This window comes from Azospirillum canadense, from assembly GCF_025961225.1.
GTDB classification, from domain to species: Bacteria; Pseudomonadota; Alphaproteobacteria; order Azospirillales; family Azospirillaceae; genus Azospirillum; species Azospirillum canadense.
Genome location: NZ_JAOQNG010000001.1, coordinates 2314392 through 2327796, shown reverse-complemented (window position 1 = coordinate 2327796; position 13405 = coordinate 2314392). Strand labels below are relative to the sequence as shown.

Below are 13405 nucleotides of genomic sequence, written 5' to 3'. Positions count from 1 at the left end.
CCGTCCGCAAGGACGGCCGAATCCGTGAATGAGTGTAGCCGGTGCGCCGGGGGATTGCCTTGATCCAGGTTGGGCTATCCGGTGGAGCTGCCGCCAACCGTGCGTTGAGGGTGCCGATGGATGGTCGCGCCATGGGCAGGGCAGTGGTGCCGCGGTGTGGAAAGCGTTGGGAATCCGCCGGGAAAAACGGGGGGGCGCCCCCGGATCGGGCTTGTGCTGAGGCGATTGCGCCGCGATGATCCGCCCCCGCCTTGCGTCCGGTCCGGTGCGTCCGGGACGAACGCCGAAGGTGGGATGTTGACGAACGCCGAAGGCGTGCTGTTGACGAACGCCAAAGGCGTGCTGTTGATGTTGAGTGCGTGACGAGTTCGTGTTGATCCGGGCGGCCTGAAATCCACCATGCGCAGAGTGATCATCAAACCCCGGGCGGACTGGCGGCCGGGGCTCCGCAAATATCCGTACGGCGTCCGGGCGATGAACGCCGGGGCCTTCTGGCGCGAGGACGTCCGCTATGAGTTCACCGCCGCCCAGATCGACCTGATCGAGAGCGTCGCGGACGAGCTGCACACCATGGCGCGCGAGGCCGTGCGCGCCGCGGTCGAGGGGCGGCTGCTCGCCCAGCTCGGCCTGCGTGGCGAGGTCGCGCGGCTGATGGAGGCCTCCTGGAACGATTATTGGGCGAGCGGGCGGTTGAACGAGCGCGCCGGCCCGCTGGTCGGGCGGCTGACGCTGGCCTATGACGGGCGCGATTCGGTGCGGCTCCTGGCCTGCAACTACGACACGCCGGAAGGGCTGTTCGCCGCCTCCATCATCCAGCGCAACTGGCGCGAGGCGCTGGCCGCCGACGCCAACCAGTTCAACGGCCTGCACGAGGGTCTGGTCGAGCGCTGGGAAGAGCTGTGGTCCGGGCTGCCGGCCCGCGGCCGCGTCCACCTGACCTGCGCCACCCCCGACCCGGTGCGCGAGAGCGAACTGGTCTATCTGGCCGCCACAGCGGCGGAGGCCGGCATCGGCACGCACCTGCTGCCCTTGCAAAGCATCGGCTGGGATGGTCGCCGCTTCGTCGACGACGAGGGGCAGCCGATGTCCTGGCTGGCGAAGATCTATCCCTGGCAGGGGCTGGCCGACGACTCCTTCCTGCAAAAGCTGCGGTCCGGCGGGATGAGCGCCCTGTCGCCGCTGTGGTGCTGGCTGATGTCCAACCACGGGCTGCTGGCGCACCTGTGGCGGCTCTACCCCCGCCACCCGAACCTGTGCCGCGCCGGCTTCGACGCCGCCGATCTGGGAGGAAGCGACGCGGTCACGACGCGCAGCCTGTTCGGGTTGGACGACGCGGCCCAGCGCATGACCGTGCACGGGCGCGTGGTGTCCGACACGGGGCACGTGGATTTCCCCGGCGGCCGCGTTTTCCTGGAAACGCCCTTCATCTTCGAGGAGGAGGGGGGGCACGCCGTGCTGCACGCCTGGATCGTCGGCGACAAGTGCCTGGGCATGTCGGTGCGCGAATCGGCCGATCCACGGGTGGGGTCGGACGCGGCCATGGTGCCGCATTTGTTTCGGGGGTAGGGCGTTACCCCCTCAAGCGTTTTGCCCCCTCCCTAACCCTCCCCCGCTCTCGGCGGACCGAAGGTCCGCCTGCCGCGTCAGCGCAAGCTTCGCTTGCGCGAGAGCTTTGCGGTGGAGGGGGCTGCCGCCGTCTCTCCCGCTCCCGCGAAGCGGGGGGGGAAGGGGCCCACGCGCAGCGTGGGAAGGGAGGGGGCAACCGGTAGGCCTTACCGCCCGCGCCCGGGTGCAAACGGATTCTGCAAGCGCGAGCCGAAAGCTTCCTTGCGAGCCTCCCGCCAGGCGACGTCGTTGCCGACGCCGATGTTGGTGCTGGACACCGACACGACCTGGCTCTGGTGCCGCAGCCAGCCGCGCAGCTTCTCCTCGAAGCGGCTCGCCTCCTGCGGGTCGGCGACCTCCAGTTCCATGGTGACGTTCAATTCGGTCTTCATGGTCATTCCTCCCTTGGGACCGTAACGGTCATGAAACAGCGGGGAGGGGTGGCTGGTGCCGAAAAAAGAAAAAGGGCGGAGAACTCTCCCCGCCCTTCATCAGTCCGCGATTCGGATGGCCGCCTGGTGCGCTCACTTGCCTTCGGGCTTGGCCGGCTTGGGCGTCTTGGCGATGCTGGCGATCTGCTTCTGCAGTTCGTCGATTTGCTTCTGCAGTTCGTCGAAGGTGTGGCCGCCGGCGCTGGTCGCGGGGGCGGGAACCGGGGCCGCGGCGGCCGGCCTCGGCGGCTGGGGCGCCTCCTGCCCATCCTCGTTGCCACCGAAGGGCGAGAACATGCGCATCGCCCGCTCGAACATCGCGAAGTTCTGCTTGCTCACCTCGTCCAGGCGGCCGAACGGGAACATGCCGCCCAGCGTGTTCTGGAAGTAGTCGCGCATCTGTTCCTGGTTCCGCGCGAAAGACTGCATCGAATATTCCAGGTAGCGCGGCACCATCCACTGCATGTTGTCGCCGTAAAAGCCGATCAGTTGGCGCAGGAAGCTGATGGGCAGCAGGTTCTGTCCCTTGCTCTCCTCCTCCACGATGATCTGCGTCAGGACGGAGCGGGTAATATCCTCCCCCGTCTTGGCGTCATAGACCACAAAGTCGAGGCCGTCCTTGACCATTTGGCAGAGATGGTCGAGCGTGACGTAGCTGCTGGTCGCGGTGTTGTAGAGCCGCCGGTTGGCGTACTTCTTGATCGTGATCAGAGCGGACTTCTGGTCTTCCTTGTCGGCCATCGCGGTTTCTTTCAAGAAGGGGCACTCGGCAGGGCTGTTCAAGATATAAGCACTACTCGAAGCCATGCACGCTGTCCAGTGCTGTGCCGCAGCGCTGCGAGGAGCGGCCGTCCGGCGGTGCGGAAAGCCCCGTTATTCGGGAAATCGCGACATTTTCGTACGGTTCCACGCGCCTCTGGCAAAGAAGGCTATGGGCGACCTATACTGCCGTTCATGGCCGAATCGTCCGACTCCGACATCCCGTCCCTGGAAACGCTCGCGCAACGGTACCTCGACCTGTGGCAGGAACAATGGGCGGCCTGTGCCGCGGATCCCGAGGTGGCGGACACCATGGCGCGCGCCGTCCAGATGATGGCGCAGGGCGCCGGGGCCGTGGCGCCCTTCCTGTTCGGCCCCAGCGGATTCGCCTTCGCCAGCCCGCCCGGCCGCGGCTGGAACCCGGCGCCGGCACCGTCGCAGCCTGCGGAAGGAGCGTCGCGTGAGCGGGGCGGAGAGCAACCCGCCGGGCGCCCACAAGCTGCGGACGGGACCGCGGCCGCTGGCGCTGCATCTGGCGACGGTGGCGTCGTCGTTGCTCAGCTCCTCGACCGCATTGCCGCACTTGAGGAACGGCTCGCTGCCATGGAAGCCGCATCTGCGCGACCGGGCGGAGGAGCTGCGCCGCCAGATCGCCCGGACCGATGCCGACGCCCTCGCCGGGGCGGTTGACCGCGCGGTCCGCCGCCAGCTCGACCTCGCACTGACGGGGATCGAGCGCTACCGGCACCATCCCTACCGCCGCGACCTGCCCGACCCGCCGGTGATCTGGACGGAGGGTGCGTCGCGCCTGCTGGATTATGGTGCGCTGGGAAGCGGCTCCGGCACGCCGGTGCTGTTCGTGCCGTCGCTGGTCAACCGTCATTACATATTGGATCTGTCGGAGCGCAAAAGCCTGATGCGCTGGCTGGCCGGGCAGGGGTTGCGCCCCTTCCTGATCGACTGGGGCACGCCCGGCCCGCTGGAGCGGCGATTCACGCTGACCGACTACATCGCCGGGCGGCTGGAGCGCGCGCTGGCTGCGGCGGTGGAGGCGACCGGGCGGCCGGTGCCGGTGGTCGGCTACTGCATGGGCGGGCTGCTCGCCGCGGCGCTGGCGCAGCGCCGGCCGAAGGAGGTCGCTGGGCTGGTGCTGATGGCCACGCCTTGGGACTTCCATGCGGAGGACGCGGGCCTCGCCCGCCGGGCCGCCGCCTTCTTCCAGCCCTTCGGGCCGATGATCGAGGCCTGGGGCGACCTGCCGGTGGACGCGCTCCAGGCGCTGTTCGCGCAGCTGGACCCGCTGCTGGCGCTGAAGAAATTTTCGCAGTTCGCCCGCATGGACCCGGACAGCCGCGCCGCACTCGCCTTCGTCGCGCTGGAGGACTGGTTGAACGACGGCGTGCCGCTGGTCGCCGCCGTGGCTCGCGACACGCTGGCCGGCTGGTATGGGCGCAACGACACCGCCTGCGGGAACTGGCTGGTCGCTGGGGAGCCTGTGGAGCCCCCGCGCATCAAAGTTCCAACGCTGGCTTTGATTCCGGAACGCGACCGGATCGTTCCGCCCCTGTCGGCGGCGGCGCTCGCAAGAACAATACCTAGGGCTCAAATGATCAGCCCGCCGCTGGGTCATATTGGCATGGTGGTCAGCGCCGGAGCGGAAACAGGCGTATGGCGTCCCCTGGCCGAATGGCTTACTGCGGCAGGATAACCGCAGCCAGAGAGGTGTCTTGCGTTGCGCAAAAGACCCGCATAGAGTTTTTTCGCACTCCCAGCGTCACTCAATACGAAAATAAAACTGTCAAATTCGAGGAGCGTCAACATGACCGAGGTCGTCATCGCCGGTGCCGCGCGTACCCCCATCGGCAGCTTCAACGGGGCGCTGAGCTCCGTGCCCGCCCATTACCTGGGCGAGGTGGCCATCCGTGAAGCGCTGAGCCGCGCCAAGACCGACGCCGCCGAGGTGACGGAAGTGATCCTGGGCCAGATCCTGACCGCCGGTCAGGGGCAGAACCCGGCCCGCCAAGCCGCCGTCAACGCGGGCATCCCGGCCGAGGCGACCGCCTTCGGCATCAACCAGCTCTGCGGTTCGGGCCTGCGCTCGGTGGCGCTCGGCTACCAAGCGATCCTGAACGGCGACGCCGACGTCATCGTCGCCGGCGGCCAGGAGAGCATGAGCCAGGCCCCGCACGTCATGCACCTGCGCAACGGCGTGAAGATGGGCTCGGCGGAGATGCTCGACACCATGCTGAAGGACGGCCTGTGGGACGCCTTCCACGGCTACCACATGGGCAACACGGCGGAGAACGTCGCCCAGAAGTGGCAGCTGACCCGCGACGAGCAGGACGCCTTCGCCGCCGCGTCGCAGCAGAAGGCCGAGGCGGCCATGAAGTCCGGCCGCTTCAAGGACGAGATCGTCCCGGTCACCATCAAGGGCCGCAAGGGTGACGTCATCGTCAGCGACGACGAGTATCCGAAGCACGGCACCACGGTGGAGACTCTGGCCAAGCTGCGCCCGGCCTTCGCCAAGGACGGCACGGTGACCGCCGGCAACGCGTCGGGCATCAACGACGGCGGCGCCGCGCTGGTGCTGATGAGCGCCGACAACGCCGCCAAGCGCGGCGTCGCCCCGCTGGCCCGCATCGTGTCCTGGGCGACCGCCGGCGTCGACCCGGCGATCATGGGCACCGGCCCGATCCCGGCCTCCCGCCTGGCGCTGAAGAAGGCCGGCTGGACGGTCGACGACCTCGACCTGATCGAGGCGAACGAGGCCTTCGCCGCGCAGGCGCTGGCCGTCAACAAGGACCTGGGCTGGGACACGTCCAAGGTGAACGTCAACGGCGGCGCCATCGCGCTCGGCCATCCGGTCGGCGCCTCGGGCGCCCGCGTCCTGACCACCCTGCTGTTCGAGATGCAGAAGCGCGACGCCAAGCGCGGCCTCGCCACCTTGTGCATCGGCGGCGGCATGGGCATCGCCCTCTGCGTCGAGCGGGGCTGATGAAAAAGACGGGCCGTTCCCTTCGGGGTGCGGCCCGTTTCGTTTGAGCGTGCGTACAGAAAACGAAAACGAATCCACGTCCATGCTTTGGGGGAGGAGCCAATGGCTCGAGTTGCAGTCGTCACGGGTGGAACCCGCGGTATCGGTGAGGCCATCTCCGTCGCGCTGAAGAACGCCGGTTACACGGTCGCCGCCAACTACGCCGGGAACGACGAGAAGGCGAAGGAGTTCTCCGCCCGCACCGGAATCGCCGTCTACAAGTTCGACGTGTCGGACTTCGACGCGGTGAAGGACGGCATCGCCAAGATCACGACCGAGCTGGGCCCGGTCGACGTGGTGGTCAACAACGCGGGCATTACCCGCGATGGCGTGCTGCAGCGCATGACGCCGCAGCAGTGGAATGACGTCATCGCGACCAACCTGACCTCCTGCTTCAACCTGTGCCGCAACGTCATCGACGGCATGCGCGAGCGCGGCTTCGGCCGCATCGTCAACATCGGTTCGGTGAACGGTCAGGCCGGCCAGTACGGCCAGGTGAACTACGCCGCCGCCAAGTCGGGCATCCACGGCTTCACCAAGGCGCTGGCCCAGGAGGGGGCGGCCAAGGGCATCACCGTCAACGCGATCGCCCCGGGCTACATCGACACCGACATGGTCCGCGCCGTTCCGCCGAACGTGCTGGAGAAGATCGTCGCCCGCATCCCGGTCGGCCGCCTCGGCAAGGCCGAGGAGATCGCCCGCGGCGTGCTTTTCCTGGTCGGCGACGACGCCGGTTTCATCACCGGCTCGACGCTGTCCATCAACGGCGGCCAGCACATGTATTGATGTGGTTGTTTCCCCCCGGCCCCGTCCGGGCTGGGGGTTTTCTGCCGAGCGACACTCGCCTTCGCCCCTCTCCCACGCTGGTGGGGGAGGGGTTTTTCTTCGGAGAGTGCGGCTTGGGGCGGTTAGGGATTCACCACCAAGACACCAAGGCACCAAGAGTCCACGCCGTGCCGGGCGCGAGGATTCTTGGTGCCTTGGTGTCTTGGTGGTGAAAAATTCGAGCGGCGGTCCAAAAACGAAAACCCCCGCTCGCGAGGGGCGGGGGTTTTCTGCGGATTGTCTCAAGACGTCCGCAATGGTTGAGCCGTCTCAACGGCAATGTTCAAACTTGTGTGGCCGAACAGGTCGGCTTCCTCAAATAAGCGCAGGTGGACTCATGATCAGTTCACCCTCCTGGCTACGGAACATTTGCAGAGCTGAGAAGCTGGCCTTTGAGCCAACTTTCCGCGGGGCCATCCGCGTCTTCACCTCAACCAGTGTTGCTCTGAGGAATAGCCTGCTCCTCCTTGCGGGGGTTGTCAATACCCGTTCTCTTGTCGTGTTTCCGCTTGATGACGGTTCCGTGAAAGTCACTTGAACTGGAAGCCGACCGGACGCTTGTCGTCCAGCGACACCACGGCGCAGCCGCCCAGCACCGGGCCGACGGGAAGCTCGCCATAGGCGGTGACGGCGCCTTCGCGCTTCAGCCGGCCGACGAAGCCGTCGCCTTCCGCGCGGACGACCCAGGCGAAGGGAATCCAGGTCTGGCGCAGTGGTTCGCCGCCCGCCCGGATCACCGCGGCGAAGGCCTCGCCGGTGGGCAGGCCCGGTGGGAAGACGGCGAGCACCGTACCGCCCGCCTCCTCCTGCAGGGCCGCCTGCTTCAGGGAGACGCCCATCACCGCGGCCCAGGCGGCCAGCACCAGCGCGCCGAGCGCCAGCGCGAAGCCGTGTCCGAAGCTTGGGGAGGAAGGGGTGGCGGGCGTCATTGGTGATGCCTCTCCGGGGTCAGGCCTTGGCCTGCTGCGCGGTTAGGGACGAGGGCGCGGGCTTCTCGGCGATCGGCCAGTTGACCGCGGCGGAGGCCAGCGCCAGAACCACGCTGGCCCACCAGACCACGTCGTAGGAGCCCGTGCGCTCGAACAGCACGCCGCCCAGCCACACGCCGAGGAAGCCGCCGATCTGGTGGCTGAGGAAGGCGAAGCCGTAGAGCATGCCGAGGTAGCGCGTGCCGAACATCAGCGCGACGAGGCCGGAGGTCGGCGGCACCGTGGACAGCCACAGCAGGCCCATGGCCGCGGCATAGACGATCACCGACACCGGCGTGACCGGCAGCAGGATGAAGATCGCCGTGCAGACGCCCCGCAGCGTGTAGTTGGCGCAGAGCAGGTACCGCTTGCTCATCCGCCCGCCCAGCACGCCGGAGGCGTAGGAGCCGATGACGTTGAACAGGCCGATCAGGCCCATCGCCCAGGACGCCAGGCTGGGGCTGATCCCCGCGCCCATGAGGTAGGGCGGCAGGTGCGTAGTGATGAAGGCCAGCTGGAAGCCGCAGACGAAGAAGCCCGTCACCAGCAGGACGTAGCTGCGGTGCCGGAACGCCTGCCGGATCATCGCGGCGAAGCCGATGTCGGCGCCCGTCACCACCGGCGCGTTCTTCGCCCCGCCGGCCCCGGCGAAGGCGGCGGCGAAGACCGGGATCAGCAGCATGGTCGCGCCGAACAGGACCAGCGCCGTCTGCCAGCCGTAGGCGGCGATGAAGGCCTGCCCCATGGGCGCGAACAGAGTCTGGCCCAGCGAGCCCGCCGCCGTGGCGATGCCCATCGACCAGGACCGCTTCTCCGGCGGAACGATGCGGCTGAAACCGGCGATGACGATGCCGAAGGAGGCCCCGGCCAGCCCGATGCCGATCAGCAGGCCAGCGCTGAGGTGCAGCAGCAATTGGCTGTCGGCCATCGACATCAGGGCGAGGCCGGCCGCGTAGAAGACGCCGCTGATCCCCAGCACAAGTGCCGGCCCATAACGGTCGGCCAGCGCGCCGGCCAGCGGCGTGCCGATGCCCCAGAGCAGGTTCTGCAGCGCGATGGACAGCGCAAAGACGTCGCGGCCCCAGCCGTTCGTCTCCGACAGGGGCTTGATGAACAGGCCCATGCTGGAACGCGGACCGAAAGCCAGCATGGCGATCATGCACCCGCAGGCGATGACGAAACCCGGCGTCAGCCAGGACCCCGATCGGGCGGCCGGTGTGGCGGCCTGTGTGGTGGCTGGGCCCGCCTGGTTGCTGCTGCTCACGGTCGTTTCTCCCTATGGCCGCTTTGGCCCTATGCCCGCTCCGGCTCCTGTCCAGGTTGGCGGGCCTGATGATCGGTCACGACACCATAGGGCGCGCTGGGCTTTTCATCAAATTCATAACGGGAAACAAGGTTATTCAGCCGCGGAATGAAGCACCGGACGAGGGAGCGTCGGCGAGCGTGCGGGAAGTTCGGCGTGCAGGCTGTTTTCCAGCGCGTCGAACACGGGTCCGATGCGGCCGGTGAAGCGGGCGCGGACCAGCCAGACGGCGACCGTCAGGTCGAAGCCGGGGACTTGCACCGTGTCCACCGGGGTGCTGCGGGTGACCGGCGCGATCAGGCGCAGCGGAGCGAGGCCGAATCCGACCCCGCGGGCCACCAGCGACACCAGCAGCGATTGGTCGAACGCCTCCACCGCGATGTTCAGCGGCAAGCCGTACCGCGCCAGCAGTTCCGTCAGCGAGGTGCGGTAGCGGCAGCCGTCGGGCTGCAGCACCCAGCCCAGCGCGTTCATGTCGTGAATCGTTGGATGGCAGCGGCCGGGTGGGGCGATGATGCTGACCGGTTCCCGCCCGATGCAGATGGCCGCGAGATCCTCGGGCGGGGCCTGCCCCTCGTACAGCAGGACCACCGCACCGTCGAGCGTGCCGGCGCGGACCTGCTCCATCAGCGGCGTGCTCCAGTCCGAATGCAGCCGGACGGTCAGGTCGGGGAAAGCGGCCCGCAACGTGTCCAGCGGCTGGTGTGCGGCCAGCGTGGTCAGCACATGGGCCACGCCGAGGCGCAGCAGCCCCCGCGGTCGGGAAACCGTGGCGAAGGCGTCGGACAGGTCGTCGGTCGCCTGCAACACGCGCCGCGCGTGGGCCAGCGCCAATTCCCCGTCGCGGGTGAGGACGAGCGGCTTGGTCTGGCGGTCGAACAGGGCGGCCCCCAACTCCGCCTCCAGCCGCTGGATCAGGCGCGAGACCGCCGACTGCGTCAGCCCCAGCCGGTTGCCGGCCTCCTGCACCGATTGCGCCTCGGCCACGGCCACGAAGGTGCGGATCTCGTTCAGTTTCATGGGGCGAGCTTCATGGGATGAGGTCCTGCGTCTTGTCCCCTGGCGTCCGACTGTCCGCCTGGGTTAGCGTCGGGGTCAAGCACAACGAGGGATCTTCATGACCGACGCGCCCCCCGCCACCCCGGACGACCGTTCCAGCCGCGAATACCCGGACCGCCCCTGGGTGGGGGTCGGCGTCATCGTCTGGCGTGGGGAGCGCGTGCTGCTGATCCGCCGGGGACGGCCGCCGCGGATGGGGCAGTGGAGCCTGCCCGGCGGTGCCCAGGCGGTTGGCGAAACCGTGTTCGAGACCGCCGTGCGCGAGGCGTTGGAGGAAACCGGCCTGCATGTCGTGCCGACGGAGGTCGTCACGGTGGTGGACGCCATGACGCTCGACGACGCGGGCGCGGTGCAGTTCCACTACACCCTGGTGGAAGTCGCCGCCGACAGCCCGCAGGGTGAGCCGGTCTGCGCCGACGACGCGCTGGAGGCGCGCTGGGTCACGGTCGAGGAAGCCGCCGAGCTGACGGAATGGGACGAGACCGAACGCGTCATCCGCCTGTCGGCGGCGCGGCGCGCCGCTGAATAAAGTCGGGTACTTCACCTTCCGGCAGAGGCTTTGCCAGCAGGTAGCCCTGGATGCGGTCGCAGCGGTAGGCGCGCAGGAACAGGTGCTGGTCGCTGGTCTCCACGCCCTCGGCGATCACCTGCATGCCCAACGCGTGGGCCATGTCGATGATTGCGCGCACGATGGCCGCGGCGTCGCGATCCTCCACCATCGCCTGGGTGAAGTGCTTGTCGATCTTCAGCGCCTCCACCGGCACGCGGCGGAGCAGGGAGAGCGAGGAATAGCCGGTCCCGAAATCGTCCAGCACCAGCCGCACCCCGGCGCCACGCAGCTGCGTCAGCACCTCGCGCGAGGAGTCGCTGTGCTCGAACAGGGCGGTTTCGGTCAGCTCCAGCTTCAGGTTCGCGGCGGGCAGGCCGGTTTCGGCCAGGATGCCCAGCACCGTGCGGGCCAGACCCGGGTCGTCGAGCTGGCGCGCCGACAGGTTGACCGCCACCGGCAGATCGGCGATGCCGTCGCGCATCCAGCGCGCCGCCGCCTGGCAGGCGCGGCGCAGCGACCATTCGCCCAGCACATGGATGGCGTCGCTGGTTTCCGCCATGGGGATGAAAACGTCGGGCGGGATGACGGTGCCGTCGTCCAAGCGCCAGCGCGACAGCGCCTCGAACCCGGTCAGGCGGCCGGTTTCGACGTCGGCCTGCGGCTGGTAGGCGAGGCGAAGCTCGTTCCGCTCGATGGCTTCGCGGATGCGGTCGGTGAAGGTCCCCGGCGCGCCGATGGGCTGCAGGGGGGGCTCCGGAACCCGGTTCAGGCCCGGTTTGGTGCCCGTGTCGCTGAACGCCTGCTGGTTCACCGCCCTACCCCCTCCAGTTCAACACCCCGGCCTTAACAGTCGAAGCCCGGTTTGTTAACCATATTTCAAGGGTAGTTAAGCGGTTTTTCCGTGGTTACGAAAGGGTTAACGACCTGTGCTGTGGTGATAAGAATGGGGCGGGGTGATTCGGCGCTTGGATGAGGCGGATCGGCAACGGGGAGGGGAGGGTGTTGGGCTACTGCAAAGCCCTTGCGCCGAGTCCCCCCTTAGCCCTCCCCCACCTACGGCGGGGGAGGGGATTTAAGAGGCTGGATCAGACGTTGAAGCGGAAATGGAAGATGTCGCCGTCGTTGACGACGTATTCCTTGCCTTCCTGGCGCATCTTGCCGTTGTCCTTGGCGCCCTGTTCGCCGCCCAGATTGGTGTAACTGTCGAAGTCGATCGTCTCGGCGCGAATGAAGCCGCGTTCGAAGTCGGTGTGGATCACGCCGGCCGCTTCCGGGGCCTTCGCGCCGCGGCGCACGGTCCAGGCGCGGGCTTCCTTCGGGCCGACGGTGAAGAAGGTGATCAGGTCGAGCAACTGGAAGCCGGCGCGGATCAGTTTGTTCAGGCCGGTTTCCTCAAGGCCGAGGGATTCCAGGAACTCCGTTTTCTCCGCGGCGTCGGACAGCTGGGCGACCTCCGCCTCGATGGCGGCGGAGATGACGACCATGCCGGCGTTCTCGGCCTTGGCCTTCTCGGCGACCTTGGCGGTCAGGCTGTTGCCGGTGGCGGCCGAGGCCTCCTCCACGTTGCAGACGTAGAGGACGGGCTTGGCGGTCAGCAGCATGAACTGCTTGAAGACCGGCTTCTCCTCCTCGCTGACCTCGACGACACGGGCCGGCTTGCCGTCCTGAAGAACCTTCAGGGAGCGCTCCATCAGGTCGGCCTTGATCTTGCTGTCCTTGTCGCCGCCCTTGGCCTTCTTCTGGAGGCTGGTGAGCTGGCGTTCCAGGCTCTCCATGTCGGCGAGCATCAGCTCGGTCTCGACCACCTCGGCGTCGCGCAGGGGATCGACGTTGCCTTCCACGTGGGTGACGTCGTCGTCCTCGAAGCAGCGGAGCACGTGGACGATGGCGTCCACCTCGCGGATGTTGGCGAGGAACTGGTTGCCGAGGCCCTCACCCTTGGACGCGCCGCGGATCAGGCCGGCGATGTCCACGAACTCCAGCTGGGTCGGAATGATCTTCTGCGACTTGGCAATGGCCGCCAGCTTGTCCAGCCGCGGGTCGGGCACGCCGACGCGGCCGACGTTCGGCTCCTTGGTGCAGAAGGGGAAGTTGGCCGCCTCGGCCGCCTGGGTGGCGGTCAGCGCGTTGAACAGGGTCGACTTGCCGACGTTCGGCAGGCCGACGATGCCGCAGTTGAAGCCCATGGGGGTGCTCGCCGTCGGAAAAGTCAGGAATTGGGGCGCTTTATCCTACGTGGGGGACGAAAGCGCAAACGGGAAGTGGGGGAGGGGTGACCCGCTACTTCGCCGGGCCAGTGGCCAGAGCCACCTTGGTCATGAACTTTTCGGCCTCGCCCTTCACGATCAGGGGGAAGCTGTCGGCGACGGCGTCGATCAGCGGGTCGAGCCAGGCCTGGTCGGCCTTGGCGAAGTCGTGCAGAACGTAGCCGCTGACCATGTCCTTGTTGCCGGGATGGCCGATGCCGAGCCGGATGCGCCAGTATTCCTTGCCGATGTGGCTGTCGATGGAGCGCAGGCCGTTGTGCCCACCGTGGCCGCCGCCCTTTTTCACGCGGATCTTGCCGGGGGGAAGGTCAAGCTCGTCGTGGATGACGACGACGTTCTCGGGCTTCAGCTTGAAGAACTGCAGGGCCGCGACGACCGACTGGCCGGACACGTTCATGAAGGTCAGCGGCTCCAGCGCCATAACTTTGTCGCCGGCCACCGTGCCGTCCGCGGTCTGGCCCTGGAAGCGCTTGCGCCAGGGGCTGAAGCCGTGGCGGCGCGCGATCTCCTCGACCGCCATGAAGCCGATGTTGTGCCGGTTGCGCGCGTATTCGGCGCCGGGGTTGCCCAATCCCACCAGCAGCAGCATGGCGAAACTCCTTAA

At 67.7% G+C, this 13405-nt stretch carries 13 protein-coding genes; 5 read left to right on the top strand and 8 right to left on the bottom strand.

Annotation, left to right across the window (positions count from 1 at the left end; genetic code table 11):
* Nucleotides 1-399 precede the first annotated feature (399 nt).
* On the top strand, nucleotides 400-1566 hold the full coding sequence (locus tag M2351_RS11050) for a glutathionylspermidine synthase family protein (protein ID WP_264656123.1): 1167 nt from the start codon (nucleotides 400-402) through the stop codon (nucleotides 1564-1566).
* 206 nt (nucleotides 1567-1772) lie between these two features.
* Here M2351_RS11050 and M2351_RS11045 read toward each other — a convergent pair whose 3' ends face one another.
* Both M2351_RS11045 and phaR read right to left on the bottom strand, forming a co-directional pair.
* Nucleotides 1773-1997 carry a hypothetical protein gene (locus M2351_RS11045; RefSeq protein WP_264656122.1) on the bottom strand — a complete coding sequence of 75 codons (225 nt, stop codon included), beginning with the start codon at nucleotides 1995-1997 and terminating at the stop codon, nucleotides 1773-1775.
* A gap of 132 nt (nucleotides 1998-2129) precedes the next feature.
* Nucleotides 2130-2777: a polyhydroxyalkanoate synthesis repressor PhaR gene (gene phaR / locus M2351_RS11040; protein WP_264656121.1), complete on the bottom strand. Its 648-nt coding sequence runs from the start codon at nucleotides 2775-2777 to the stop codon at nucleotides 2130-2132.
* Nucleotides 2778-3255: 478 nt separating this feature from the next.
* Between phaR and M2351_RS11035 the strand changes: the two genes are divergently transcribed.
* The 3 genes from M2351_RS11035 to phbB all read left to right on the top strand — a co-directional run bounded on the left by M2351_RS11035 (nucleotide 3256) and on the right by phbB (nucleotide 6615).
* The gene (locus M2351_RS11035) at nucleotides 3256-4503 is read left to right on the top strand and encodes an alpha/beta fold hydrolase (protein ID WP_264656120.1); all 1248 of its coding nucleotides are present in this window, start codon (nucleotides 3256-3258) and stop codon (nucleotides 4501-4503) included.
* A gap of 111 nt (nucleotides 4504-4614) precedes the next feature.
* Entirely contained in the window at nucleotides 4615-5790 is a 1176-nt protein-coding gene (locus M2351_RS11030; protein WP_264656119.1) for an acetyl-CoA C-acetyltransferase, read from the top strand.
* Nucleotides 5791-5892: 102 nt separating this feature from the next.
* Entirely contained in the window at nucleotides 5893-6615 is a 723-nt protein-coding gene (gene phbB, locus M2351_RS11025) for an acetoacetyl-CoA reductase (protein WP_264656118.1), read from the top strand.
* A 569-nt stretch (nucleotides 6616-7184) separates the two neighbouring features.
* Here the strand turns inward: phbB and M2351_RS11020 are convergent.
* The 3 genes from M2351_RS11020 to M2351_RS11010 form a co-directional block, all read right to left on the bottom strand.
* The gene (locus M2351_RS11020) at nucleotides 7185-7583 is read right to left on the bottom strand and encodes a hypothetical protein (protein WP_264656117.1); all 399 of its coding nucleotides are present in this window, start codon (nucleotides 7581-7583) and stop codon (nucleotides 7185-7187) included.
* A 19-nt stretch (nucleotides 7584-7602) separates the two neighbouring features.
* On the bottom strand, nucleotides 7603-8886 hold the full coding sequence (locus M2351_RS11015) for an MFS transporter (protein WP_264656116.1): 1284 nt from the start codon (nucleotides 8884-8886) through the stop codon (nucleotides 7603-7605).
* A 132-nt stretch (nucleotides 8887-9018) separates the two neighbouring features.
* Nucleotides 9019-9945 (bottom strand): LysR family transcriptional regulator, encoded by a 927-nt coding sequence (locus M2351_RS11010; RefSeq protein ID WP_264656115.1) that lies wholly within the window; start codon nucleotides 9943-9945, stop codon nucleotides 9019-9021.
* 97 nt (nucleotides 9946-10042) lie between these two features.
* Between M2351_RS11010 and M2351_RS11005 the strand changes: the two genes are divergently transcribed.
* On the top strand, nucleotides 10043-10513 hold the full coding sequence (locus M2351_RS11005; protein WP_264656114.1) for an NUDIX hydrolase: 471 nt from the start codon (nucleotides 10043-10045) through the stop codon (nucleotides 10511-10513).
* On the opposite strand, the gene M2351_RS11000 is transcribed toward M2351_RS11005, so the two are convergent.
* The 3 genes from M2351_RS11000 to pth all read right to left on the bottom strand — a co-directional run bounded on the left by M2351_RS11000 (nucleotide 10476) and on the right by pth (nucleotide 13390).
* Nucleotides 10476-11345: a putative bifunctional diguanylate cyclase/phosphodiesterase gene (locus M2351_RS11000; protein ID WP_264656113.1), complete on the bottom strand. Its 870-nt coding sequence runs from the start codon at nucleotides 11343-11345 to the stop codon at nucleotides 10476-10478. The genes M2351_RS11005 and M2351_RS11000 overlap by 38 nt on opposite strands.
* A 274-nt stretch (nucleotides 11346-11619) precedes the next feature.
* Nucleotides 11620-12720, bottom strand: a complete 1101-nt coding sequence (gene ychF, locus M2351_RS10995; protein WP_264656112.1) for a redox-regulated ATPase YchF — start codon at nucleotides 12718-12720, stop codon at nucleotides 11620-11622.
* 94 nt (nucleotides 12721-12814) lie between these two features.
* Nucleotides 12815-13390, bottom strand: a complete 576-nt coding sequence (pth, locus tag M2351_RS10990; RefSeq protein ID WP_264656111.1) for an aminoacyl-tRNA hydrolase — start codon at nucleotides 13388-13390, stop codon at nucleotides 12815-12817.
* Nucleotides 13391-13405: the final 15 nt, after the last annotated feature.

Excerpts from the sequence above, each read along its gene's own strand:
- M2351_RS11005 (WP_264656114.1), top strand. The coding sequence starts at position 10,043 with ATGACCGACGCGCCCCCCGCCACCCCGGACGACCGTTCCAGCCGCGAA.
- phaR (WP_264656121.1), bottom strand. The coding sequence starts at position 2,777 with ATGGCCGACAAGGAAGACCAGAAGTCCGCTCTGATCACGATCAAGAAG.
- M2351_RS11020 (WP_264656117.1), bottom strand. The coding sequence starts at position 7,583 with ATGACGCCCGCCACCCCTTCCTCCCCAAGCTTCGGACACGGCTTCGCG.
- phbB (WP_264656118.1), top strand. The coding sequence starts at position 5,893 with ATGGCTCGAGTTGCAGTCGTCACGGGTGGAACCCGCGGTATCGGTGAG.
- M2351_RS11030 (WP_264656119.1), top strand. The coding sequence starts at position 4,615 with ATGACCGAGGTCGTCATCGCCGGTGCCGCGCGTACCCCCATCGGCAGC.
- ychF (WP_264656112.1), bottom strand. The coding sequence starts at position 12,720 with ATGGGCTTCAACTGCGGCATCGTCGGCCTGCCGAACGTCGGCAAGTCG.
- M2351_RS11010 (WP_264656115.1), bottom strand. The coding sequence starts at position 9,945 with ATGAAACTGAACGAGATCCGCACCTTCGTGGCCGTGGCCGAGGCGCAA.
- M2351_RS11050 (WP_264656123.1), top strand. The coding sequence starts at position 400 with ATGCGCAGAGTGATCATCAAACCCCGGGCGGACTGGCGGCCGGGGCTC.
- pth (WP_264656111.1), bottom strand. The coding sequence starts at position 13,390 with ATGCTGCTGCTGGTGGGATTGGGCAACCCCGGCGCCGAATACGCGCGC.
- M2351_RS11045 (WP_264656122.1), bottom strand. The coding sequence starts at position 1,997 with ATGAAGACCGAATTGAACGTCACCATGGAACTGGAGGTCGCCGACCCG.